This window comes from Acinetobacter sp. ME22, from assembly GCF_022012315.1.
Classification (GTDB): domain Bacteria; phylum Pseudomonadota; class Gammaproteobacteria; order Pseudomonadales; family Moraxellaceae; genus Acinetobacter; species Acinetobacter brisouii_A.
This window is the reverse complement of record NZ_JAKLTL010000007.1, coordinates 123,089-144,434: the sequence shown is the minus strand read 5'-3', so window position 1 is coordinate 144,434 and position 21,346 is coordinate 123,089. Positions and strand designations below refer to the sequence as shown.

Sequence of the window (21,346 nt, the reverse complement as noted above, 5' to 3'; positions counted from 1 at the left end):
AACGTGCTTTTTTATATTGAATATGGGGAAAATTAACGTTTACCCATAGAACGGCGCGTACCACGTGGTGGTGGCCAAGTTTTATCAGCATAAGACTGAGGTTTTGGTCGAACACTATTGTGTGCCATATCACCCTCTTTCTCCTGCTGTGTTGGCAGTGGAAAAGGCAATTGGACTTGCGGTTTATTTTGACTCATACAACAAACAAAACTCGAAATTTTCCTTATTTTAAGCTTTTTTGTGCACCTTGACGAGTCCATATTGCACAATCACCAGCAATGACTTGCATAATTTAAATTTCCTATGATTTTTTCTCATTTTGGACAATTTGTACCTAGCATGTTCGATTTTTTACGTTAAGATAGGATGCTTTTATTTTTTAATCCCACTAAAGAAGGAATATCGCAGTGGACGTACGTCTGTCAGATCGTGTAAACGCTATCAAACCGTCTCCTACGCTTGCCGTAACAAATAAAGCTGCTGAATTAAAAGCTGCTGGTAAGAACGTGATTGGTTTGGGTGCAGGTGAACCTGATTTCGATACCCCGCAACACATCAAAGATGCAGCTATTCAAGCTATTAACAATGGCTTTACAAAATACACTGCTGTTGATGGTACGCCAGGCTTAAAAAAAGCAATTATTGCTAAGCTTAAACGCGACAACAACCTTGACTACCAAGCAAACCAAATTTTGGTTTCTTGTGGTGGTAAACAATCATTCTTTAACTTGGCACTTGCTTTGTTAAACAAAGGTGATGAAGTGATTATTCCTGCACCGTTCTGGGTAAGCTATCCAGACATGGTGATTATCGCTGAAGGTACACCTGTGATTGTGAAATGTGGTGAAGAACAACGTTTCAAAATTACCCCTGAACAATTAGAAGCTGCGATCACTGAAAACACACGTTTAGTGGTATTGAACAGCCCTTCTAACCCGACAGGCATGATCTATACTAAAGCTGAGCTTGAAGCTTTGGCTGAAGTATTACGTCGTCACCCACAAGTATTTGTTGCATCTGACGACATGTACGAACCAATCCGTTGGGATGACGAATTCTATAACATCGCAACAATTGCTCCAGACCTTTATGACCGCGTTATCGTATTGAACGGTGTGTCTAAAGCGTATGCAATGACTGGCTGGCGTATCGGCTATGCAGCGGGTCCTGCAAAAATCATTGGTGCGATGAAAAAAATCCAATCTCAATCAACTTCAAACCCAACTTCAATTTCGCAAGTTGCTGCTGAAGCTGCATTGAATGGACCTCAAGACGTTCTTGAACCAATGATTGAAGCATTCAAACGTCGTCATGACTTAGTGGTTAACGGTTTAAATGCAATCAACGGTATTTCTTGCCTACCTGCTGACGGTGCATTCTATGCTTATGCCAACATCCGCCCATTGATTCGTGCGAAAGGTTTAAAATCTTGCACAGAATTCTCTGAATGGTTATTGGAAGAAACGGGTGTTGCTGTTGTTCCAGGTGATGCTTTCGGTCTTGGCGGTTTCATGCGTATTTCTTATGCGACTGCTGACGAAGTGCTTGTTGATGCACTTGCACGTATCAAAAAAGCGGCTGATTCAATTGAAGGCGTAGATGCTGCAATTGCTTCAATCGACGCTGAGAAAAAAGCGTAATCCTTTACGCTGATACAAAAAACCCATCCGTTCGCTGATGGGTTTTTTTATGATTTCGATATTTAAAAGATATTGATCAACTCATAACTTTCAAAAAAGTGAAAAAATAAAATAAATTTTTTAAGCAGCACGATGTTTTGGACGTTCTAAAGCAATGAAATTAAAGTAATAAGGCAATACACGATCTAAATAGATTTCTCGAACTTGCGCATCATGCTGTGACCAAGCCAACGCTTTCGCATGTTTACCAACACCCTGCCCCTGAATCGCAAAGATAAAAATATCATTACCTTTCTGACCTTGCTGAACAGGTTGCCAAAAATTGGCTTCACCTTGTTGTAACTGTTGTTCTTGATGCTCTGTCCATTTGTCACCAAACCATAATTGTAGCAAATCACCTAAATAGACTTTTTGCTCGCTAAAAATAGCAAAGTGAATGGATGCACCTGTTACAGGCTGATAATAACTTTGAGGTTTTTTTAAAATCGAAAGATAATTTTCTTTGTAAAATTGGAAGTTTGCAAAGATATCTTGAATGCGAAGAATTGGCATATTACGCCTCCGATTTAGCCATTTGTGTGCTGGCAAGTTGGGGTTAAATCCACACTGTTTAAAATTTTAAAAAACTTTAAACGACCTATTGGTTTTTTAATTTAGCAAAAAAATTCAGAAAAAAATAACTTTTTTAGATAACACTAAACCATTTGTTCAAATATAAAACATCTGTAAATTCTTCTATGATTTTCACTTGACCCTGATCAAAATCACATTATAATCGCCTGCAGATTCTCCAATAGCTCAGTCGGTAGAGCGACGGACTGTTAATCCGCAGGTCCCTGGTTCGAGCCCAGGTTGGAGAGCCAAAATTCAAAAAAGCCCGCAGCACAAAAGCGGGCTTTTTTATGTCTGTTATTCTGCTTCAAACTCAGCAATCGCTTCTTTGGCAATGCGAAAACTGTCCACAGCAGCAGGCACACCACAGTAAATTGCTACTTGCAACAACACTTCACGAATCTTTTCTTTAGGCACACCATTACGCAGCGCACCTTTGACATGCAACTTCAGTTCATGTGGGCGATTCAATGCCGAAATCATTGCCAAGTTAATGAGACTACGTTCAGGTTTGCTGAGTTCTTCACGTCCCCAAACAGCTCCCCAGCAATATTCTGTCACTAACTCTTGCAAGGGCAAGCTAAACTCATCTGCATTTTGCAAAGAACGGTTGACGTAGTCTTCACCCAACACTTGTTTACGAATCGCCAAGCCTTTTTCAAACTTTTCATTGCTCATTTATATGCCTCCAAACAGGGTATATTTAATTTCCAGATAATCTTCAATACCATATTTCGAGCCTTCACGCCCTAGTCCTGAATGTTTAATTCCACCAAAAGGGGCAACTTCATTGGAAATTAAGCCTTTATTGATACCGACCATACCATATTCCAGTTGCTCACTCATGCGCCAAGCACGTCCCAAATCTTGGGTGTAGCAATACGCTGCTAAGCCATATTCAGTATCATTTGCCATTTTTACGGCTTCAGCTTCGGTTTCAAAAGCAAAGACTGCCGCCAATGGGCCAAAGGTTTCCTGCGTTGCCACCAACATGTCAGTATGGGCATTGGCAATCAGCGTCGGCTGGAAAAATAATTCACCCGCTTCATGCGGCTGACCACCTGTAATCAGTTCACCCTGTTTTGCTAAGGCATCGGTAATATGATTTTGCACTTTCTTCACGGCTTGTGCATTAATCAATGGCCCAAAGTCACGCCCTGCTTCTAGCCCATTGCCAATATTGAGGCTTTCGATTTTGACTTTAAAGGCTTTGATAAAGTCATCATAAATGCCTGACTGCACCAAAAAGCGATTCACACAAACACAGGTTTGTCCCGCATTACGGAACTTGGCAATCATTGCCCCTTCAACCGCAGCGTCCAGATCTGCATCATTAAATACAATAAACGGCGCATTACCACCGAGTTCGAGAGAAACTTTTTTCAAGGTTGCCGCAGACTGTTGTAACAACAACTTGCCGACAGGCGTTGAACCTGTAAAACTGAATTTGCGTACTACATCACTACTAAAAATTGCTTCACCAATCTGAACAGCATCACCTGTAATGACACTGAATATACCTTCAGGCACACCTGCCTGTACCGCTAAATCGACCAAGGCCAGTGCAGTAAATGGCGTTTCTGGTGCAGGTTTGACAATACATGGACAACCTGCGGCAAGTGCTGGCGCGACTTTGCGTGTAATCATTGCCGCAGGGAAATTCCACGGAGTAATCGCAGCCACTACACCAATTGGCTGTTTGGTCACCACAATCCGAGCATCGTTATACGGACTTGGAATCGTATCTCCATAAATTCGTTTGGCTTCTTCAGCAAACCATTCAATGAAACTGGCTGCATACAAAATTTCACCTTTGGCTTCTGCCAATGGTTTCCCTTGTTCAGAAGTCAAAATGTAGGCCAGTTCATCGGCATGTTGCACCATCAGTGCAAACCACTGCTTGAGGATGTTTGATCGGTCTTTGGCGGTTTTACCTTTCCACGCACTCCACGCAGCTTCGGCAGCATCAATCGCACGTTGCGCTTCTGCCTTACCCATATTTGGGACAGTCCCTACAATTTGCTGTGTCGCAGGGTTGTAAATTGTAGTGACTTGGGCATCATCTGCATCGCACCATTGTCCAGCAACATAGGCTTTTTCATGAAAGAGCGGCATTGTTTTTAAATTCATCACATCCTCGTTGTTTCATTTGCAATGGGCAGTCAAGTAGATCTTGACCACCCAATTTAGAACACCATATTCACATACTATGGTATACCATTATTTTTGACAAAAATTTTTGAGCACTGCTGCTCATCATGACATTTGGGTTTAGAAATAATAGAACAAAGTTAGATTCAGCAATTTGTTCCATTTGTTGTCATCCCCTTGTGCCAATGATGTGGTTGTTCCGCCAATGAACGGATCATTTTTACTCATAATATACTCAGCCACCAAAGAGACTTTTTTATAGTCCATACTCACACCCACAAAGTTACGGGTTGAATCTTTATCTGCCGAGTTATCTTTTTTGAAGGTTGAGTAAGTCACATATGGGGTAATATTGATGCCTTTATCTGCTACGTTTTTAAATACATAGCTCAAATCAGCAGTATAGAACGTACCCTTGTTCGCGACATAGTATTCGCTGTCGTACGAACCCATGACCGAATAATCAGGATGCAATGCATCTTTATTGGATACCGATGTTTTTCCACCTGTCAACGTCAATGCCCAGTTGTTATAGCCAAATTTTCCAAACAATGCCCATGCGTGACGTTTTCCATCACCACCTGTGGTTTTGTTGTCAATATCAGAGTACCAATATGAACCACCCAAGGTCGTTTTTAGTGCAGGAACACTGGCAAAATCCAGATCTTGTGAGACACGGCCCACCCACATATTTTTTTCACTCAATGTAGATTGTGTGCTGTCACTGGTTTTGACAAAGTTTGCGGTATAGCGTGCTGAATCACGACTGGTACCAACATAGTTACCGCCATCCGTTGCAAAGTAAGCCAAGTCAACTTTGGTTTTGTCAATTTCATGGTGATAGTTCACACCTAGATCATGCGCATCTTCTAACCCCATGGTGTTGTTAATACCACCATACAAGGTACTTTCCCAAAAACGCCCTGGTCCAAACGGAATCGGTTGCACGCCCACAGTAATATTTTGCTGCGGATTAAAACGATAACCGACATAAGCATCGACCAGCGTTGAAAAATCACACAAAGTATCATACTGGTAGCAACGGTATTCAGCATGTCCAAAGACATTTTTAGCCTGATAATCCAGTTTCAACTGTGCTGCATCAAACTGAATTTTTTGATCACTGGCCGCTTCACCATAATTCTTGTCCTGATATTTGGCACGAACATAACCCGAAATGGTCAATGCGCCCCAGTCATCCTGAGCATCGCCAAAAGTGACGCCTGCAAAAGTCGGCAGCGCCATACTGCTCGTGAGCAAGCTCAGGCCAAAACGATAATATGCATTTTTCATGTTGCTTTCCCCCAATGTTCCCGATCAATTAAAGCTTTTAGACTGAGCCAGACGAACCTTTTGTGCTGACTTTGCTGGATTTAGTACGAAATACACCACGAATGTCACCAAGATACCGACAATCCATGAAATATCGACATCTGGAATCACATTCGCCCAAGGACCTGTAAAGAATGAATTGGTCAAAAATGGGACTTGAACTAAAATCCCGATGAAGTAGGTTCCTAATGCTTTACCATTGAACTTGCCATAGATACCGCCATCATGAGCAAAGATCGAATCAATGTCATAGGACTGTTTATTGATGAGATAAAAGTCCATGAGATTGATGACCGCCCAAGGCACCATAATGAACAGCAACGCGAAAATGAAATTCAGGAAGTAAGAGACGAAACCGCTCGATGCCCACAATGCAATGCCTGTTGCACAAACCAGCACCAAAATAGAAATCACCACACGGGTCATGGCACTTGGCATCCAGCGCCCTGCAAAAGTTTGAAATGCAGTAATAAAGGATAATGATGCACCATACAGATTTAGCGCGTTATGCCCAATGATGTTGCATAGAAATAGAATCATCAGCACTGAACCAAAACTACCTGTCACGCTTTTTACAGCAAGCATCGCATCATCGACCTGCATAATGCTGACTGCAAGCATACCAAAACAGAATGCGAAAACTGTCCCAAGTGCTGCACCCAAATAGGTGGTTAAAAATGGTTTGAAAATCCCGATTTCTTTCGGTAAATAACGCGAATAGTCTGAAGTATACGGCGAGAAACTGATTTGCCAGATGGCACAGACACAGAACATTGCAAACCAGCCTTTTAGGTTAAATGAACCACGTGCCAACAATTCAGCGTTGATATGTGGAATCATCAACCCAAAGCCAAGCATGAGTGCCCCACCCATAATCCACGTACCGATTTTGTTGAACTTGTGAATGAAGTGATAACCCACAATCCCAATTAAAGTCGCAGTGACTGCGCCAATCATAGTCGCTGTCGGAACAGGAATACTCGGCACAACTGTATGCAGGGTTTTCCCTGACAAAATGATGTTTGAAACGAAGAAACCTAGATAAATCAGCGTGGTAAAAATAACCACCAGCAATGCACCATAACGTCCAAACTGGGCACGGCTTTGAATCATTTGAGGAATACCCACCTGTGGACCTTGTGCAGAGGTTAAGGCAAGCACCGAAGCACCAAAAAAATGTCCGAGAACAATCGCGGTGAACGCACCAAGGATATTTAAATGGAAGGTTTGCACAGCCATCGCACCTGTAATGACAGCTAATGGTGCAATATTGGTACAGAACCATAGGGTGAACAGATCGCGAACTTTACCGTTTCGCTGTGACGCATCGACGTAGTCAATGCTATTGCTTTCTATGGCAAAAGATTTAGTTGGTGTTGCATTTTGACTCATATCCATGATCTCTCTTCAAGATAATTGACCGACTTGACACATCCTTGCATTCATGCAGGGAATTTTTTATTCCCAAAGATTAAGCAATTTTTAGACCAATTATTAATCAAAAATAAAAATTACTTGAGTGTCGAGCAGAGACAATTTCATTCCTTTTCTGGGTCGAAAATGTATGGATTTCAGTCGATGAGGATTTATTATTATTTTGTTTTTAAAAGCAAAATAATTTTAAGCCATCTTTCTTTGATTAAGATAGCGAAAAGAAAATCCTTTTTCTTTACTGACATCCATGCTGTTTAAATTACTTGAATTTTCAAATAATTTATTAGTTTAACTAAACATTGCTAACGCATCACAAATGGGTCAGCAATTGGCTCATCTGACGTTCTGAGCCAAACGGTTTTGGTGGTGGTGTAGTCATAGACCGCACTTAAACCACCTTCACGCCCATGCCCTGACAAGCCGTATCCACCAAATGGAGCAAGTGGGGAGACTGCCCGATAGGTGTTGAGCCAGACAATGCCTGAACGAATCGCTTTGGTCATACGATGTGCGCGGGTCAGGTTGGTGGTAAACACCCCTGCCGCCAAACCATAAGGGGTGCTGTTGGCTTTTTGAATGGCTTCTTGCTCCGAGCTAAAGCTATCCACCGACAGGACTGGACCAAATAGCTCCGTGGTCAAACTTGCAGCATCGGCAACATAACTACAATCCAGAATCGTTGGTGGATAGTAATAACCTGCGCCCTCACAAACCTGACCACCTGTCACCAATGTTGCGCCTTGTGCAACTGACTGATCGACCACTTGCTGGATTTTGTCACGTTGCTTGAGTGTGCAAAGTGGTCCATATTCAGTCTGCATCTCATTTGGCAAACCGATCTTGATGCTTTGCACCCGTGTTGCGAGACGTTGGACAAACTCATCTTTAATGCTGGCATCAATCAACAAACGTGAACCCGCGACACAACTTTGCCCTGTGGCAGCAAAAATTGCTGCGACCTGTGCATTGACCGCACTGTCCAAATCCGCATCGGCAAAGACAATAAACGGTGATTTCCCACCCAGTTCCAAAGACACTTTGGCAAGGTTGTGTGCTGTATTACTGACAATATGCTTGGCTGTTTCTGGGCCACCTGTAAATGCCACATGCGCAACCAGTGGATGCCCACTGAGGACAGCACCACACTCTGCACCGAAACCTGTAATGACATTGACCACACCTTGCGGGAACCCTGCCTGATCAATCAGTTTGGCAAATTCAAGTAACGGTGCAGGTGCTTCTTCCGAAGCTTTCAAAACTACGGTACAGCCTGCGGCAAGTGCAGGCCCAAGTTTGACTGCGGACAAAAACAGTTGGCTGTTCCACGGTACAATCGCCGCAATCACACCCACAGGTTCACGAATCAACCATGTTTGCATGTCAGGCTTGTCGACTGGAATATAACTACCTTCAAGCTTATCCGCCAAACCTGCATAATAACGATAGTATTCAGCGACATAAGCGATCTGACTGGAGGTTTCACGGATAATTTTTCCAGTATCGGTGGTTTCCAGCTCTGCCAGTTTCGGAGCCACTTGCTCCAGTAAATCTGCCAGCTTATACAGTAACTTGCCACGCTGCGAAGCAGTTAGCCCTGCCCAGCGGGTATCACTAAAGGCACGATGTGCGGCTTCGACTGCCCGATTGACCTGTTCACGGCGTGCTTCAGGCATTTTTGCCCAAGCTTGTCCTGTTGCAGGGTTGATACTGTCAAATTCAGCAGCACCATCCTCAAATTGACCATCAATATACAGCTGAAATTTTTGCATTACGAACATCCATTTGTGCTTCTTCAAACGCTGGCATCACTTCCTTGATCATGCGTTCAAGCGAAGCTTTCTTACGTTCAAAACTCATGCCTGTATCAATCCAGAAGGAATATTCGTCATAACCCATGGCTTCATAGGCTTTCAGACGTTCAATGACTTCATCTGCCTGCCCAATCACATTGTTCTGGCGCATGGCTTCTGGGGTATAAAATGGATGTGCTGCAATTTCTTCAGCACTGAGTGGTGCAATCAAACCTTGCTGAATTTCACGTTCATTTTTGAACCATGCGCCAAAGTAATTGTAGAAGGTATTGACTTCATCAGCTGCCAATTCAGCATCGGCTTCACTGTCTGCCACATAGGTATGGCGCAGTAACATGATTTGTGGACGGCGTGTTTGTGGGTACTTTTGGCATGCAGCTTTAAAGTGCCCCATCAGTTTTTCCACTTCTTCATCACCAAAATGCAGAGGAGTCACTTGCACATTACAGCCATTTTGTACCGCAAATTCATGACTGTTTGGATCACGTGCTGCCACCCAAATTGGCGGATGTGGCTGTTGTAAGGGTTGCGGTGCAGAGGTCGTTTTCGGGAACTGCCAAAACTCACCATTATGTTCGTAATCGCCTTTCCACAATGCTTTCACTGCTGGAATCATTTCACGTAAACGCTGTCCTGCACTCCATGCATCCATACCTGGCACCATACGTTCATATTCAAATGAATACGCACCACGAGCAATCCCGATATCCAGACGACCATTGGTCATAATATCGGTCATGGCTGCTTCACCTGCCAGTTTGATTGGATGCCAGAACGGCGCAACCACTGTACCTGTACCTAAACGTACATGTTTGGTTTTATTGGCCAAGTCCACCAAGTTTAAAAATGGATTCGGTGCGATGGTAAAATTCATGGCATGGTGTTCACCCGTCCAGATCGCCGACATTCCACCACGATCGGCAATCTGACACAGTTCAACCATTTCTTCGTAAAGTTGTTTTTGTGTCTGCTGGTCGGACACTCGTTCCATATGAATAAATAATGAAAACCGCATGACTTAAACTCCATCTTTCTGCATTTGTCGAACTGTTCCTGTGCATTCGTTGCCGTAATACACCCCATATGACCCCAATTGGTTTTCTTTACGGTAGCGCTCAAGCATGCTTTTTAAAGCAGGATTGGCAAACTGCAATTGGTCGATGTCCTGTAATGCAACAAAAGTGCCTTGCAGTGCCTCGCTACTTGGCGCATTGCACAAGAACGAAATATATTGATGTTGATTCACCACATCTTCATACACCGAGTAGATAAAGTTTGCCGATGCTTCTGGCTGGTACTGGGCAAAGACCTGTACCAATGCTTTATCTGCTCCTTCTTTCCCCACCACTACGGTTGGAATCGTCCATGTTTTTTCTGCTGTTTGTGTCAGCAAAATTTTATTGTCGTGCGCAATCAAGGCACTAATCAAAACTGAAGGCCCTGAAATCACTTCGGTTGGCAATTTAGCAGGGGTAAAATATGCACCGCGGTAATAACCTAATCCTGCATAACCTGTAGAACCGAAATCTTCGATTTTGCCAATAAGAATGGCATGATCGCCTGCATCCACCACCTGATGTACCGTACAGTCAAACCATGCACTGACTTCATCTAAAATCGGTGACTGGTTAGCACTCATCCGCCAAACAATGCTGGCAAAACGGTCTTGAGATGGACGAGCAAAGGTATTGGATACATCTTTTTGCGACTCCGCCAAAATATTGACTGCAAAATGCTGAGTTTCAGCAAAGGCTGCATAGTTACTTGAAGTTTTCGCGATACTCACCAGCAGCAATGCTGGATCTAAAGAGACCGATGAAAAGGAATTTGCAGTAAAGCCGAGTGGTGATCCATCTTCCGTGCTGGTCGTCACAATGGTTACGCCCGTCATGAACGAACCAAAGGTATCTCTTAATTCCCTGATTTTTGTATTTCCCATTTCACTCATGTCTATTCTCCTTTTTCATCAGTTCAGGCTAGGCTGGCGTATGTAACCAGTTCTGCATGGCCTGATTGACTAAATTCGGTGCGGTCAAATTGACCATGTGTCGTTCATCTGGAATCACCACGGCTTGACCTTTTTCGGCTTGTTCTGCCATGCGGTAGGTCATTTCAGCCGTAGAATTTAAATCTTGTTCACCTGTCAGTACCAATGCTGGACAATGAATCGATGACCAACGATCGGCATAAATATCATCACCATGTGCAAATGCGGTATACGCTGTGGCATAACCTTGCAGGTTCACCTCGGAGAGCCAAGTTTTAACTTTCGCACAAGCAAACTGATCTGTTTCAGTATTGCTAAACCAGCGCTGCAATGGGGTTTGAATATCAATCACGCCTTGACGCAATTCAGCAGCCCGTGCTTGTACCGCTTGCTTGGCTTCAGGCGTCCGTTTATACACTCCATTTAAAACTGCAATCCGTTTCACAAGCTGCGGTGCGCTTGCAGCAACCCCTGCGGTAATCAGCGACCCCATAGAGTGCCCTGCCAAATTCACCGCACCAAGCCCTAAAGCCTGAATCACATCAATTGTCCAATCCACAAAATCCTGTAGGCTCGCCTGCTCAGGCAAACATGAACTTTGCCCATGCCCTGGCATATCTAAAGCAATTACATGATAATGCTTGGAAAAATATTCAATTTGTGGATACCAAGCACTGGCTTGCATACCCACACCATGAATCAGAATCAGGGGCTCGCCCTGACCTGCTTCTAAATAATGCACGCGTTGATTAGACAGCTGCAGGGTTTTTGAGATCATGTCCTAACTCTTCTAAATCTTTATAACGATCGCCAATACGGTGATGCGGGCGTCCTGCGGTTGCAGCACCAATCACAATCACCAGCTCATCTGCGGCAGGTGCATCGGGAATGGCAAACTGTAAGGTCAAATAATGTGAACGACGTCCTTCGTCATTTTTATCCATCATTGGAACTAAAATTGGTGCATTGGCTGGCCCACGAGTGTTGTTAAACGCCAAATATGATTTTGCGCCGACTGCACCACGGTAATGGTTGCCAAAATGTAAGGTGTGAATTAAAGCTGACGCGTGTTCAAGCTCACCATCTAAACCAACGACTGCACCTTTACCAAAGGCCTCAACCGCTTCACCTGAACCGACATAGTCAATAATCATTTGGGTGAGATGCTTACCCAACTCAGGCGCAATACGGCGAATTTCAGGGGTTAAATTTTCCACATAGCCTTGCCCTGCCCACGGGTTTTTAATCACGGCTGCGGCAGCAACCATGGTGAGTGGTTTTGCAGCTTCCTTGGCACCATCGACATAAATGGTTTCCACATGTAATACGGTTTTTCGAATCAGACTCACGGCATTTACTCCTGTTGTTTCACTCGAATATAAAACACAATATTATGGTATACAATAGTACAGACTACTCATGTGCCAATTTTTTTGCTAAAATGGTCTACCATAAATGTAACTAAAAATTACTCCATCAATGGATGAAGAGGGTCTTTACCTTGAACTTAAAAATTGAACAACCCCCGATTACCTTGCGAGAAATGGCATTGGCAAATTTGCGTAATGCCATCATTACAGGGTATTTTCCTGCGGGAAAACGCTTGGTTGAGCGTGTGCTGTGTGAAGAATTAGGTGTCAGTCGTACGGTCGTCCGTGAAGCGATTCGCTACCTAGAAGCTGAAGGTTTGGTGGAAATCATTCCAAATAAAGGGCCGATTGTTTCGAGCCTTGACTGGGAGGTGGCCAAACAGATTTATGAAATCCGTTTATTGCTTGAACAAAGCGCTGTTGCTGACTGCACAGAAAAACTCACCCCTGAAAGTAGTGCAGTTTTACAAAAGCTGTTGCAACAACTCCAGAGTGCTTCTGAAGAAAATAAAATTCAGGAGGTTTTGTCGATTTCAAGCCAGTTATATCAGCAAATCTTTTTTATTGCTGAACACTATATTGCTTGGGAAGTGGTCGAGCGCTTGAATGGACGGATTAGCCGCTTACGCGCCATGACCATTAAATCTCCACATCGCGAAGTATCGGGCTATGAACGTATCCGCCGAATTTGTGATGCGATTTTGGTTGACCACAATCCGAATAAAGCTAAACAAGCCGTAGCAGAACACATTGCCGATGCGGCTGCAATTGCACAAGAAATTTTGAGTGCTACCGAATCCAACTAGGAGAAGATCATGGCTGCTTACTGGATTGCACATGTCACGATTCATGATTTAGAACAATATCAGCAGTATATGCAACTTGCCCCTGCTGCATTTCAAAAGTATGGCGCAAAATTTCTGGCACGTGGCGGCGAAGCTGTTTGCCCCGAAGGTCAAGCCTATGAGCGCCATGTGGTGATTGAATTTACAGATTTAGCGACCGCTCAAGCCTGTTATGATTCGGAAGAATATCGAAAAGCCCGTGCAGCACGCGCAGGTTGTGCCGATGTTATGATTAGTATTGTCGCGGGATAAGTTTAAAGCACGATCAGATCATCTTGAGATCAAAGATAGTATTCTTCAAAGAAACAAAAACGACAGCAAAGACCAGTTCTTGCTGTCGTTTTTTATATCAGGCATTAACACAGTACTTCGACTTTATGGAACTGCTTTAACTGAAGTAAAGCAATAAATGGATTTTCAGATTGGCACAACTGATTCAAATGCTCGTGAAACTGGTTAGATAATGCAGCATTACACTGAATCACCCAGCCTTTTACCGAAGCCGTATCATTATTTTGCATATACAGCTCACAGGTACGCGGATCGGTCAGGCGAATATTTGTTATTTTAAACATGCTCTGTTCAGTCATAGCGTGTACTCCTTTGCGGGTTGTATGATTTAAAATGCAAGGGATATGCCAAAACTCTAAGCCATTATTTTATCTCACTTTATATTGAATAAATTCAAAATATTCCTTATGAGAATATTTTTTGCATTATTATTGCGCATTTTATGCACAATATAGACCCAATCGGCTTCCTCAGATGAGCATCCTTGCTATATGAATAGAGTCCTTTATTTTTGAGTTAACTTATAAGCAAACATACCGAGCAACATCGGAACAATAAAATACAATGCTTCCCAATGTCCAACACCCAGTAAGGTTAAGCCTGGCGCAGGACAAATACCTGACAAGCCCCAACCGATACCAAACAAAATTGAGCCCATAATTAAACGTGAGTCAATCAGTTTACTTTTTGGCAAATCAATCGGTTCATGAAAAAAGGTTTGTGGATGCTCTTGCTTCATGGCACGTTGAAACGGATAGAACGACACCAAAACCGCGCCCCCCATCACAAACATCAGACGCGGACTCCAGTCGCCAAACACATCAAAAAATGACTGAACCACTGCAGGGTTTGACATACCCGACAACATAAGACCCAGTGCAAATACGCCACCACAAATAAATGCAATTAGATTTTTCATGTTAGCCACCCAAAATATAACGTGTCACTAAGACCGTTAAAAATGCACACGCCATAAAACAACCGACAGCAACAAATGAACGAGGAGATAATCGGCTTAATCCACAGATCCCATGCCCACTGGTACAACCCGAACCCAAACGTGTTCCCACACCGACCAATAAACCACTCACGATGAGTACCCAAGGTGATGCTTTAATCTGCACAGGCAAGTCCATAAACTGATGGTAGACAAATGGCATCCCCACCAAGCCCAATAAAAACCAAAATGCAGGTGTACTGAACCAGTTTTTAGGGGTAAGCATCTGTGCAATCAGTCCACTGACACCTGCAATACGTCCAGTACTATACAAATAGGTAATCGTTGCGATGCCGAGTAATATTCCACCCACAAAAGCCAAAGCATATTCATGCATGATGTGAGACTCCTCTTATAAGGCAAAAATAGCTTTCAGTGATTTAATGAACATCAATACTGCAACCAGTATGACGGTCATTGCAAAAATGCGCTGTACATAATGCGTTGAAATCCGAGTGACTACGAGTCGCCCTATCAACAAACCCAATATGCAGGCTCCTGCAAATTCTATAGTGACCGCAGTCGGGTAAACAAAACCCTCCATCATATGCAAACCAATGCTCAAGCCACCCACCAAGAAAATAATCATCAGAGAGGTAGCCACAATGCTATGCAAATCGAGGTTTGTGGTTTTTTTCAGTGCAGGAACAATCACAAAACCACCACCAACGCCAAGTAATCCTGTCAAAAAACCTGCCAGAATCCCGATACCCCCTAAAATTAGAGCAGTGGGAATATCCCACTGAAGTTTCCCTGTGTATGGATTAATTCGACAAGGTGGATTATGAAAATCTTCATGTGGATGACTAAATAACCGATATGCAACCACAAACATCACTAAGGCAAATAACAGCGTGAGCCACATCGGTGAAGTGTGCACACTAGCCCAAATCCCCAAGTGTGAAGCAGGAACCCCGATCAAGGCAATCCAAAGCGCCGCACGGTAACGCACAATCTTTTTAAATAAACCTTGCAAGGTGCCAATAAATGCTGAGAAAGTCACAGCCAAGAGTCCAACGGGTGCAGCTTGTGCCACTGTCCATCCCTGAGATGCCATCAGTGCAGGTACAGCCAAAATGCCACCACCTGCCCCAGTCAGCCCCAATAGACCACCAATGGCAAGGCCTTCAACAACCAGTATCCACATGACGATTTTCTCTGATGATGCCTTGAGTTAGGCTGCATGACGTTTTGGCTTCACCAACCATTCACGTCCTTTGAGCATTCCTTTCCAGTAAATTTCTGGCAGCATACGTGCTTTTAAGAACCACGCCAGCTTGGTTGGTTTTTCGCCATCACACAGCCAACGCGGGAATGAAGGTAGTAATTTCCCGCCATAACCAAACTCGGCAAGCACAATTTTTCCACGTTCAACCGTTAGTGGGCATGAACCATAGCCATCGTAGTGACAAAAATCATTGCGACCTTTGAGATGCGTTAAAACATTGACAGCAACAATTGGTGCCTGTTTACGTGCCGCAGCAGCCGTTTTGGCATTACTGGCATTAATCACATCCCCCAAAGCAAAGACATTGGCATAATGTGGATGTTGTAAGGTTTCAGGATTTACCTCAAACGATCCTGCTGCATCAGCAAACGCACTTTGGCGAATGAAATCAGGTGCATGCTGTGGTGGAACCACGTGCAACATATCGAACTGGGTTGAAACCTGTTTGGTTTCCCCATCTTTCTTGACTTCAAACCATGCCGTTTTGCTTGCACCATCCACTTTAACCAGTTTGTGCTCAAAGTTAAGATGCGCTTTATAACGTTGCATATACTCCATCAATGCTGGCACATACTCTTTCACACCAAACAACACTGCACCTGCATTGTAAAAACTGACCTCAATGTTATTTAGTACATTGTTTTTCAACCAGTAATCTGATGACAAGTACAAGGCTTTTTGCGGTGCTCCTGCGCACTTAATCGGCATTGGTGGCTGAGTAAATACAGCTTTACCTTGCTTCAACTGTTGTACCAGTTGCCATGTATACGGAGCCAAATCCAGACGGTAATTGGAGGTTACGCCATTTTTCCCAAGGGTTTCACTTAGCCCCTCAATGGCATCCCAATTCAATACCAATCCTGGACAAACAATCAGTGATTTATATTCAACCTGCTGACCATTTTTTAGCGTTAACTGATTATGGTCGGGGTCAAAACTACTCACAGCTTGCTGAATCCAGTTCGCACCAACAGGAATCACATCTGCCATAGAGCGACCTGTTGATTCGACCTTAAAAATGCCACCACCGACCATTGTCCAGCCGGGTTGGTAATAATGCATATCCGCAGGGTCAATAATTGCCAAATCCAGATAAGGTGAACGTGCCAGTAAACTTGATGCTGCGGCAATCCCTGCCGATCCCCCACCAACGATCACAACATCATGTTTAAAAATATGGGCAGTATTTAACTCAAAGCTATTCATCTTAATTTCCTGAGTTTTGGCAATCACTAGATACTGTTCCACAGGCTTTATTGGCAGGAAGTGCAATATCAATTTTTGCTGGATACGGCAAATCCAAATTTTTCATCAGTTCAATAAAATTTTCACGGGTTTGATTGTTGCCTAAACGTGCATTCGATTCACGTTCGTGTCCAATCGTTGATTGGGTACGCCCTTTATAGTCATGCCCAGGGTAAACAATGGTTTCATCAGGCAAAGTAAATAATTGATGATGAATGCTGTCATATAAAGTCCCCGCATTCCCCTCTTGGAAGTCTGTACGTCCACAGCCATCAATCAAAAGTGCATCCCCCGTAAATACCATGTTATCAATCACATAACTGGTACATGCATTGGTATGTCCAGGTGTATAACGGGCTTCAACTTCAATTTCTCCGATACGTAATAGACAACCATCGGTCACTAAAATATCACCACATGGCACACCTGAATTACGATGCAAGACTGCTTTAGAACCTGCACGTTCTTTTAAAAGTTTTGCACCTGTGACATGGTCTGCATGAACGTGAGTATCCAAGCTGTACACAAGGCTCAAATCATGCTGTTCAAGCAAATCCATGTAGACATCAATTTCTGATGCAACAGGGTCAATTAAAATGGCTTGTTTGGTGTGTTCACATGCCAATAAATAGGTATAAGTCGAACTTTCAGATTCAAAGAGTTGCTTAAAAAACATGATGTTATTCCCATTAATTGTGCTGAGTTAGATGACGCAAATTTAATGCCAACTTTGCAATAAAAATAATATTATTAAATTTCAATATATTAAGTGAAATTAAACTTTGGTTTAAAGTATTTGGTGTTTCATTTGAATTTTATTAAAATAAATTGAAACAGTATTTGAAACATTCAAACTTATGAATCGTCTAGTTTTTGACTCTCTTCCAGCTGCACATCTCTTCCTACAACAGCTCCAAAAATTATTCCATCATGCTCGTCTTTTTGTACTCGACTCACAACAGCAAATTTTTTGGCAAAGCCCAGATCAACAGGATTTACATCAACAAGCCTTATTTAACTATTTACAGCAATCGCCTTGTGAAGATCAAAACCAAGAAAGTTATCTTGATCAGTTAAATAGTTTTTATCTAAAGCATCCCATTGAAATTTCAGGGCAAGTTTTCAGTTTAAATCTATTTCAGCCATGTCCAAGTATTCGTAGTCCAGACACATCCACACCACGACAGCCATCACAGGCTGAACTGGCGCTTGCCGAGCGATTTAACAGCCAAAATCCACAAATGTTTGCCATGTTCTCGATTATTCATCGCGTAGCATCTACTCAGTTTCCTGTTTTGGTTCGTGGTGAATCTGGGAGTGGAAAAGAGTTAGTTGCACAAGCGATTCATGACTATAGCGAACGCCGAAACCGCCCATTTATTGCGGTGAACTGTGCCAGCTTAAATGCCAATATTTTGGAAAGTGAACTTTTTGGGCATGTCAAAGGGGCATTTACTGGGGCAATCCGCGACCATAAAGGGGTTTTTGAACGTGCCGCAGGTGGCACACTGTTTCTCGATGAAGTCGCAGAAATTCCACTGGAGCTACAAGCCAAGTTACTGCGTGTACTGGAAACAGGTGAATATACGCAGTTGGGTGGTGAAAAAACCTTAAAAAGTGATGTCCGAATTATTGCAGCAACGCATCGTGCCTTACGTGAAGAAGCACGTTTGGGGCGTTTCCGTCAAGATTTGCTGTATCGCTTACGTGTGATTCCAATTTTTGTACCACCACTTCGCGAACGTAAAACCGATATTCCTCTGATTATTAAAAAAATCTTGCAAGATAACAGTCTACTTCAAGGACAATCTGCTCCTGTGCTGACACATCGAGCCATGCAAGTGATGCTGCAATACGACTGGCCAGGCAATATTCGTGAACTGAAAAACACCTTGCTCTATGCCCTGACCATGTCTCAAGGTCGAAATTATATTGATGTTCATGATTTGCCCTATGAAATCTCGAATATTGAACATGGGGATGCACTAATCACAGAGTCACTTTCAAGTAAAAATATCACCAAAGAATTATTGGCACATTTGCTTGAGCAATATAGCAAGGACTTACAAAAGGTTGCCGATGAATTAAATATCAGCCGTACAACGTTGTGGCGTTATCGGAAGAAATGGGATATTTAAGTATGAATACTGCATGATTTATGCTTTAATACGCGCAGTATGAGATGAGCCTTATATGAGTATAGAAATATCTATACGACTAGCCCTGCGAAAGCAGGGCTTTTTATTATTCATATTTTATTTTCTTGAGGATTTTTGAGACAAGTAATTAGTTTCATAATTATCTAATAATTTCGAAAAAGACCTATCAATTACATCATATTTTTCTGGATTTCTTAATTTTCCCAACATATTTGCAAGATATTTAGCATTCAATTTTATAATTAGTTTCTTATGATTAGTGAATATTTCTTTACACCAATCTAACTCAGCCCCCTTCCTTGGCTCATATGAGTCACTCTTAGTAATTATAAAACCTAAATTACCATAAGAATTGCATAAATATGATGCCATTTGTCTATATTCATCTGCTCCGATTTCTTTATAATTTTTAACTTCGAATAAAACATGCCGAACATTATAATCAGACCTTATTCTTTTCCATACGGTAGTGGCTTCAATATTAGTAGCAACTATATCTCTCCTTTGAGTAGCAAAACCATTTGGATGTAATGAAAAATTATCTAAATGAGAGCTAAAAATTAATTTAAGTACACTTAAACACCATTGCTCAAACTCAGATGAATTTTCCGACCCATCTTGAATATTACCCAAAGCTGAAGACAACTCACCAATTTTTTGAGCACGTAATTCAGGAGCTAAAGAAGTTACTTGTATTTCATACTCATCATTGATTTGCTCGGCATCGTCTGGTGATAACGCATTTTTTGATAAATTTAGAGCAATCCAGTAACAAGGATGAATAAGAATATTATCATTATCTCTGAATTCTCTATCTGGATTTCGCCCATCATGGCAAAAGGTAAAAATATTGCTCTTACTATCAAAAATGCCAATAAAACCTATACTATATAATGCTCTAAGCAATCCATCTGCTTTTAAGACACTAAAGTCTAATTTTTCTTTTTCATTCCAGCTAGAACTTTCAATAAGATAATTGCTCATTAAGTTTAAAACTTGGTTTACAGACATTTTTGATGTTGTACCCATGAATGCACTGACAGCAGGTTTAATTGCTGGAAAAATTGTGTAGTATTCTTTTTGTAAATCATCTAATCGAGCTTTTGAAATAGTTTTTGCCGCAGCTTCAATATCACTCATTACTAGTACATTTCTTTCTTCTGATAAAGCTTCATAGAAAGCTTTATTTAATAATGAAATAATATCCCTAGGGCGATAAAGCGTAAACTGTAAACACTTTCTAAAACCATCTTCTCCTTTTAGTTCTTTACCTATCCCTTGATCAGCAGTGACTTTTTCCCATATCTTTCTAGAATTCTCAACCCTAAGATCTAAACTCGTATTTATTCTTTTAGTAATTAAATTAAATAATTGACGAACATCCCAATGTATTCGAATTAATTCACCTTCAATATTTCTTGTATAATCATCATCATATCTTGCTACTGAACGAATAATATTATCTCTTTGAAAAATAATAACTCTTATTTTTTCGAATTTCTTATTAAGCTCAACTCCTGCCAAAATCGTTCCCGAAACTATAGCTGCACCAATTTCATCATTTTCATATCCTTCATCTAACTTATCTATTAGAATGCTAATATTATTGCGCCTATGCTTCAAATTATTATCAATAAACTCTTCTAGTTTTTGTATTTTTAATGAAGTACTTAAAAAACCTAAAGCAAAATCTGGGTCATCATATTCTTTAGCTACTTGATGAACCTTCATTGCAAGGCGCATAAAAAAACTTTGATTTAACTTCTTCCAATTATTTAATTCAATTAATATCTCTGTTTCATTCTCCACTATTCCTTTTAACTTATAATCTCTATAAAAACAATCCATTATTTCTAAATAAAAGCCATATTTAAGAAATAACTTAGCTGCTGCTCTTGAGGTGGAATAAGAATTACTAAAAAAAGAAAATACCTTTCTAAAGAAAATAGTTTCTTGATCTTCTGGAGAAATCGCTATCGTATATGTTTTTTGTTGTTTCCAAAATTCTTGTAATTTATAAAAAATTGCGCTTTTCCCCGTTCCTCTTCTTCCTATTACAACCGTTGCATCTTTAGACTCAATTACTGTTCTATAAGCTGGCGTTTCAATAAAATTTAACCCCAAGTTAATAGTATCATTTTCAGCAATTTGATCACCTAATAGACTTGCTCTTATTTTCTTATTATCCATAAAAAAGACCTCATATATATGAGGTCTTTTTTAGCTTAATTTAATTAATCTTTC

Annotated in this window: 21 protein-coding genes, 1 tRNA gene and 1 pseudogene; 5 read left to right on the top strand and 18 right to left on the bottom strand. The window is 41.7% G+C overall.

Annotation, left to right across the window (positions count from 1 at the left end):
• Positions 1-32: 32 nt before the first annotated feature.
• A complete protein-coding gene (locus LVY74_RS11475) occupies positions 33-197 on the bottom strand; it encodes a hypothetical protein (RefSeq protein ID WP_171492596.1) in 165 nt (54 codons plus the stop codon).
• A 210-nt stretch (positions 198-407) separates the two neighbouring features.
• Between LVY74_RS11475 and LVY74_RS11470 the strand changes: the two genes are divergently transcribed.
• Positions 408-1,640, top strand: a complete 1,233-nt coding sequence (locus LVY74_RS11470) for a pyridoxal phosphate-dependent aminotransferase (RefSeq protein WP_237815173.1) — start codon at positions 408-410, stop codon at positions 1,638-1,640.
• Between the two features lie 120 nt (positions 1,641-1,760).
• Here the strand turns inward: LVY74_RS11470 and LVY74_RS11465 are convergent, their stop codons facing one another.
• Positions 1,761-2,192, bottom strand: coding sequence for a hypothetical protein (locus LVY74_RS11465; protein WP_237815172.1), 432 nt, complete (start codon positions 2,190-2,192; stop codon positions 1,761-1,763).
• Between the two features lie 235 nt (positions 2,193-2,427).
• Between LVY74_RS11465 and LVY74_RS11460 the strand changes: the two genes are divergently transcribed.
• Positions 2,428-2,503, top strand: a tRNA-Asn gene (locus LVY74_RS11460).
• Positions 2,504-2,549: 46 nt separating this feature from the next.
• Here LVY74_RS11460 and LVY74_RS11455 read toward each other — a convergent pair.
• From LVY74_RS11455 to LVY74_RS11415, 9 genes are all read right to left on the bottom strand, one after another.
• Positions 2,550-2,930 (bottom strand): carboxymuconolactone decarboxylase family protein, encoded by a 381-nt coding sequence (locus LVY74_RS11455; protein WP_237815171.1) that lies wholly within the window; start codon positions 2,928-2,930, stop codon positions 2,550-2,552.
• Positions 2,931-4,382, bottom strand: a complete 1,452-nt coding sequence (locus LVY74_RS11450) for an NAD-dependent succinate-semialdehyde dehydrogenase (protein WP_237815170.1) — start codon at positions 4,380-4,382, stop codon at positions 2,931-2,933. It abuts the gene before it with no gap.
• A gap of 141 nt (positions 4,383-4,523) precedes the next feature.
• On the bottom strand, positions 4,524-5,696 hold the full coding sequence (locus LVY74_RS11445) for a hypothetical protein (RefSeq protein WP_237815169.1): 1,173 nt from the start codon (positions 5,694-5,696) through the stop codon (positions 4,524-4,526).
• Positions 5,697-5,720: 24 nt separating this feature from the next.
• Positions 5,721-7,127: a purine-cytosine permease family protein gene (locus LVY74_RS11440; protein WP_237815228.1), complete on the bottom strand. Its 1,407-nt coding sequence runs from the start codon at positions 7,125-7,127 to the stop codon at positions 5,721-5,723.
• Positions 7,128-7,471: 344 nt separating this feature from the next.
• Entirely contained in the window at positions 7,472-8,938 is a 1,467-nt protein-coding gene (gene tgnC / locus LVY74_RS11435; protein WP_330848009.1) for a (Z)-2-((N-methylformamido)methylene)-5-hydroxybutyrolactone dehydrogenase, read from the bottom strand.
• Positions 8,913-9,995, bottom strand: a complete 1,083-nt coding sequence (locus LVY74_RS11430; RefSeq protein ID WP_237815167.1) for an LLM class flavin-dependent oxidoreductase — start codon at positions 9,993-9,995, stop codon at positions 8,913-8,915. Before LVY74_RS11430 ends, tgnC begins: the two co-directional genes overlap by 26 nt.
• Before the next feature lie 3 nt (positions 9,996-9,998).
• Entirely contained in the window at positions 9,999-10,928 is a 930-nt protein-coding gene (locus tag LVY74_RS11425; protein ID WP_237815166.1) for a flavin reductase, read from the bottom strand.
• 28 nt (positions 10,929-10,956) lie between these two features.
• Positions 10,957-11,745: an alpha/beta fold hydrolase gene (locus LVY74_RS11420; RefSeq protein ID WP_237815165.1), complete on the bottom strand. Its 789-nt coding sequence runs from the start codon at positions 11,743-11,745 to the stop codon at positions 10,957-10,959.
• Positions 11,717-12,316, bottom strand: coding sequence for an amino acid synthesis family protein (locus tag LVY74_RS11415; protein ID WP_237815164.1), 600 nt, complete (start codon positions 12,314-12,316; stop codon positions 11,717-11,719). Before LVY74_RS11415 ends, LVY74_RS11420 begins: the two co-directional genes overlap by 29 nt.
• Positions 12,317-12,468: 152 nt before the next feature.
• On the opposite strand from LVY74_RS11415, the gene LVY74_RS11410 reads away from it, so the two are divergent.
• Both LVY74_RS11410 and LVY74_RS11405 read left to right on the top strand, forming a co-directional pair.
• Positions 12,469-13,143 carry a GntR family transcriptional regulator gene (locus LVY74_RS11410; protein ID WP_237815163.1) on the top strand — a complete coding sequence of 225 codons (675 nt, stop codon included), beginning with the start codon at positions 12,469-12,471 and terminating at the stop codon, positions 13,141-13,143.
• Between the two features lie 9 nt (positions 13,144-13,152).
• Complete coding sequence (locus tag LVY74_RS11405; RefSeq protein ID WP_237815162.1) at positions 13,153-13,434, top strand: DUF1330 domain-containing protein; 282 nt, start codon at positions 13,153-13,155, stop codon at positions 13,432-13,434.
• A gap of 104 nt (positions 13,435-13,538) precedes the next feature.
• On the opposite strand, the gene LVY74_RS11400 is transcribed toward LVY74_RS11405, so the two are convergent.
• The 6 genes and pseudogenes from LVY74_RS11400 to LVY74_RS11375 form a co-directional block, all read right to left on the bottom strand.
• Complete coding sequence (locus LVY74_RS11400) at positions 13,539-13,772, bottom strand: hypothetical protein (RefSeq protein ID WP_111892278.1); 234 nt, start codon at positions 13,770-13,772, stop codon at positions 13,539-13,541.
• A 206-nt stretch (positions 13,773-13,978) separates the two neighbouring features.
• Entirely contained in the window at positions 13,979-14,392 is a 414-nt protein-coding gene (locus LVY74_RS11395; RefSeq protein WP_237815161.1) for a DUF6691 family protein, read from the bottom strand.
• 1 nt (position 14,393) lies between these two features.
• Positions 14,394-14,807 (bottom strand): YeeE/YedE family protein, encoded by a 414-nt coding sequence (locus LVY74_RS11390; RefSeq protein ID WP_237815160.1) that lies wholly within the window; start codon positions 14,805-14,807, stop codon positions 14,394-14,396.
• A 15-nt stretch (positions 14,808-14,822) separates the two neighbouring features.
• The gene (locus LVY74_RS11385) at positions 14,823-15,617 is read right to left on the bottom strand and encodes a sulfite exporter TauE/SafE family protein (protein WP_237815159.1); all 795 of its coding nucleotides are present in this window, start codon (positions 15,615-15,617) and stop codon (positions 14,823-14,825) included.
• A gap of 27 nt (positions 15,618-15,644) precedes the next feature.
• Positions 15,645-16,865: pseudogene (locus tag LVY74_RS11380) on the bottom strand (NAD(P)/FAD-dependent oxidoreductase); the annotation flags it as partial.
• 40 nt (positions 16,866-16,905) lie between these two features.
• The gene (locus LVY74_RS11375; protein ID WP_151709122.1) at positions 16,906-17,619 is read right to left on the bottom strand and encodes an MBL fold metallo-hydrolase; all 714 of its coding nucleotides are present in this window, start codon (positions 17,617-17,619) and stop codon (positions 16,906-16,908) included.
• Between the two features lie 181 nt (positions 17,620-17,800).
• Between LVY74_RS11375 and LVY74_RS11370 the strand changes: the two genes are divergently transcribed.
• Positions 17,801-19,081, top strand: coding sequence for a sigma-54 interaction domain-containing protein (locus LVY74_RS11370; protein ID WP_237815158.1), 1,281 nt, complete (start codon positions 17,801-17,803; stop codon positions 19,079-19,081).
• A 117-nt stretch (positions 19,082-19,198) separates the two neighbouring features.
• Here LVY74_RS11370 and LVY74_RS11365 read toward each other — a convergent pair whose 3' ends face one another.
• Complete coding sequence (locus LVY74_RS11365; RefSeq protein ID WP_237815157.1) at positions 19,199-21,292, bottom strand: P-loop ATPase, Sll1717 family; 2,094 nt, start codon at positions 21,290-21,292, stop codon at positions 19,199-19,201.
• Between the last annotated feature and the right edge of the window lie 54 nt (positions 21,293-21,346).

What these genes read in the sequence shown, in the direction of transcription:
- LVY74_RS11390 (WP_237815160.1), bottom strand. Translation starts at nt 14,807, where the DNA reads ATGCATGAATATGCTTTGGCTTTTGTGGGTGGAATATTACTCGGCATC.
- LVY74_RS11395 (WP_237815161.1), bottom strand. Translation starts at nt 14,392, where the DNA reads ATGAAAAATCTAATTGCATTTATTTGTGGTGGCGTATTTGCACTGGGT.
- LVY74_RS11370 (WP_237815158.1), top strand. Translation starts at nt 17,801, where the DNA reads ATGAATCGTCTAGTTTTTGACTCTCTTCCAGCTGCACATCTCTTCCTA.
- LVY74_RS11375 (WP_151709122.1), bottom strand. Translation starts at nt 17,619, where the DNA reads ATGTTTTTTAAGCAACTCTTTGAATCTGAAAGTTCGACTTATACCTAT.
- tgnC (WP_330848009.1), bottom strand. Translation starts at nt 8,938, where the DNA reads ATGCAAAAATTTCAGCTGTATATTGATGGTCAATTTGAGGATGGTGCT.
- LVY74_RS11440 (WP_237815228.1), bottom strand. Translation starts at nt 7,127, where the DNA reads ATGAGTCAAAATGCAACACCAACTAAATCTTTTGCCATAGAAAGCAAT.
- LVY74_RS11450 (WP_237815170.1), bottom strand. Translation starts at nt 4,382, where the DNA reads ATGAATTTAAAAACAATGCCGCTCTTTCATGAAAAAGCCTATGTTGCT.
- LVY74_RS11400 (WP_111892278.1), bottom strand. Translation starts at nt 13,772, where the DNA reads ATGACTGAACAGAGCATGTTTAAAATAACAAATATTCGCCTGACCGAT.
- LVY74_RS11455 (WP_237815171.1), bottom strand. Translation starts at nt 2,930, where the DNA reads ATGAGCAATGAAAAGTTTGAAAAAGGCTTGGCGATTCGTAAACAAGTG.
- LVY74_RS11385 (WP_237815159.1), bottom strand. Translation starts at nt 15,617, where the DNA reads ATGTGGATACTGGTTGTTGAAGGCCTTGCCATTGGTGGTCTATTGGGG.
- LVY74_RS11465 (WP_237815172.1), bottom strand. Translation starts at nt 2,192, where the DNA reads ATGCCAATTCTTCGCATTCAAGATATCTTTGCAAACTTCCAATTTTAC.
- LVY74_RS11445 (WP_237815169.1), bottom strand. Translation starts at nt 5,696, where the DNA reads ATGAAAAATGCATATTATCGTTTTGGCCTGAGCTTGCTCACGAGCAGT.
- LVY74_RS11405 (WP_237815162.1), top strand. Translation starts at nt 13,153, where the DNA reads ATGGCTGCTTACTGGATTGCACATGTCACGATTCATGATTTAGAACAA.
- LVY74_RS11420 (WP_237815165.1), bottom strand. Translation starts at nt 11,745, where the DNA reads ATGATCTCAAAAACCCTGCAGCTGTCTAATCAACGCGTGCATTATTTA.
- LVY74_RS11475 (WP_171492596.1), bottom strand. Translation starts at nt 197, where the DNA reads ATGAGTCAAAATAAACCGCAAGTCCAATTGCCTTTTCCACTGCCAACA.
- LVY74_RS11365 (WP_237815157.1), bottom strand. Translation starts at nt 21,292, where the DNA reads ATGGATAATAAGAAAATAAGAGCAAGTCTATTAGGTGATCAAATTGCT.
- LVY74_RS11430 (WP_237815167.1), bottom strand. Translation starts at nt 9,995, where the DNA reads ATGCGGTTTTCATTATTTATTCATATGGAACGAGTGTCCGACCAGCAG.
- LVY74_RS11425 (WP_237815166.1), bottom strand. Translation starts at nt 10,928, where the DNA reads ATGAGTGAAATGGGAAATACAAAAATCAGGGAATTAAGAGATACCTTT.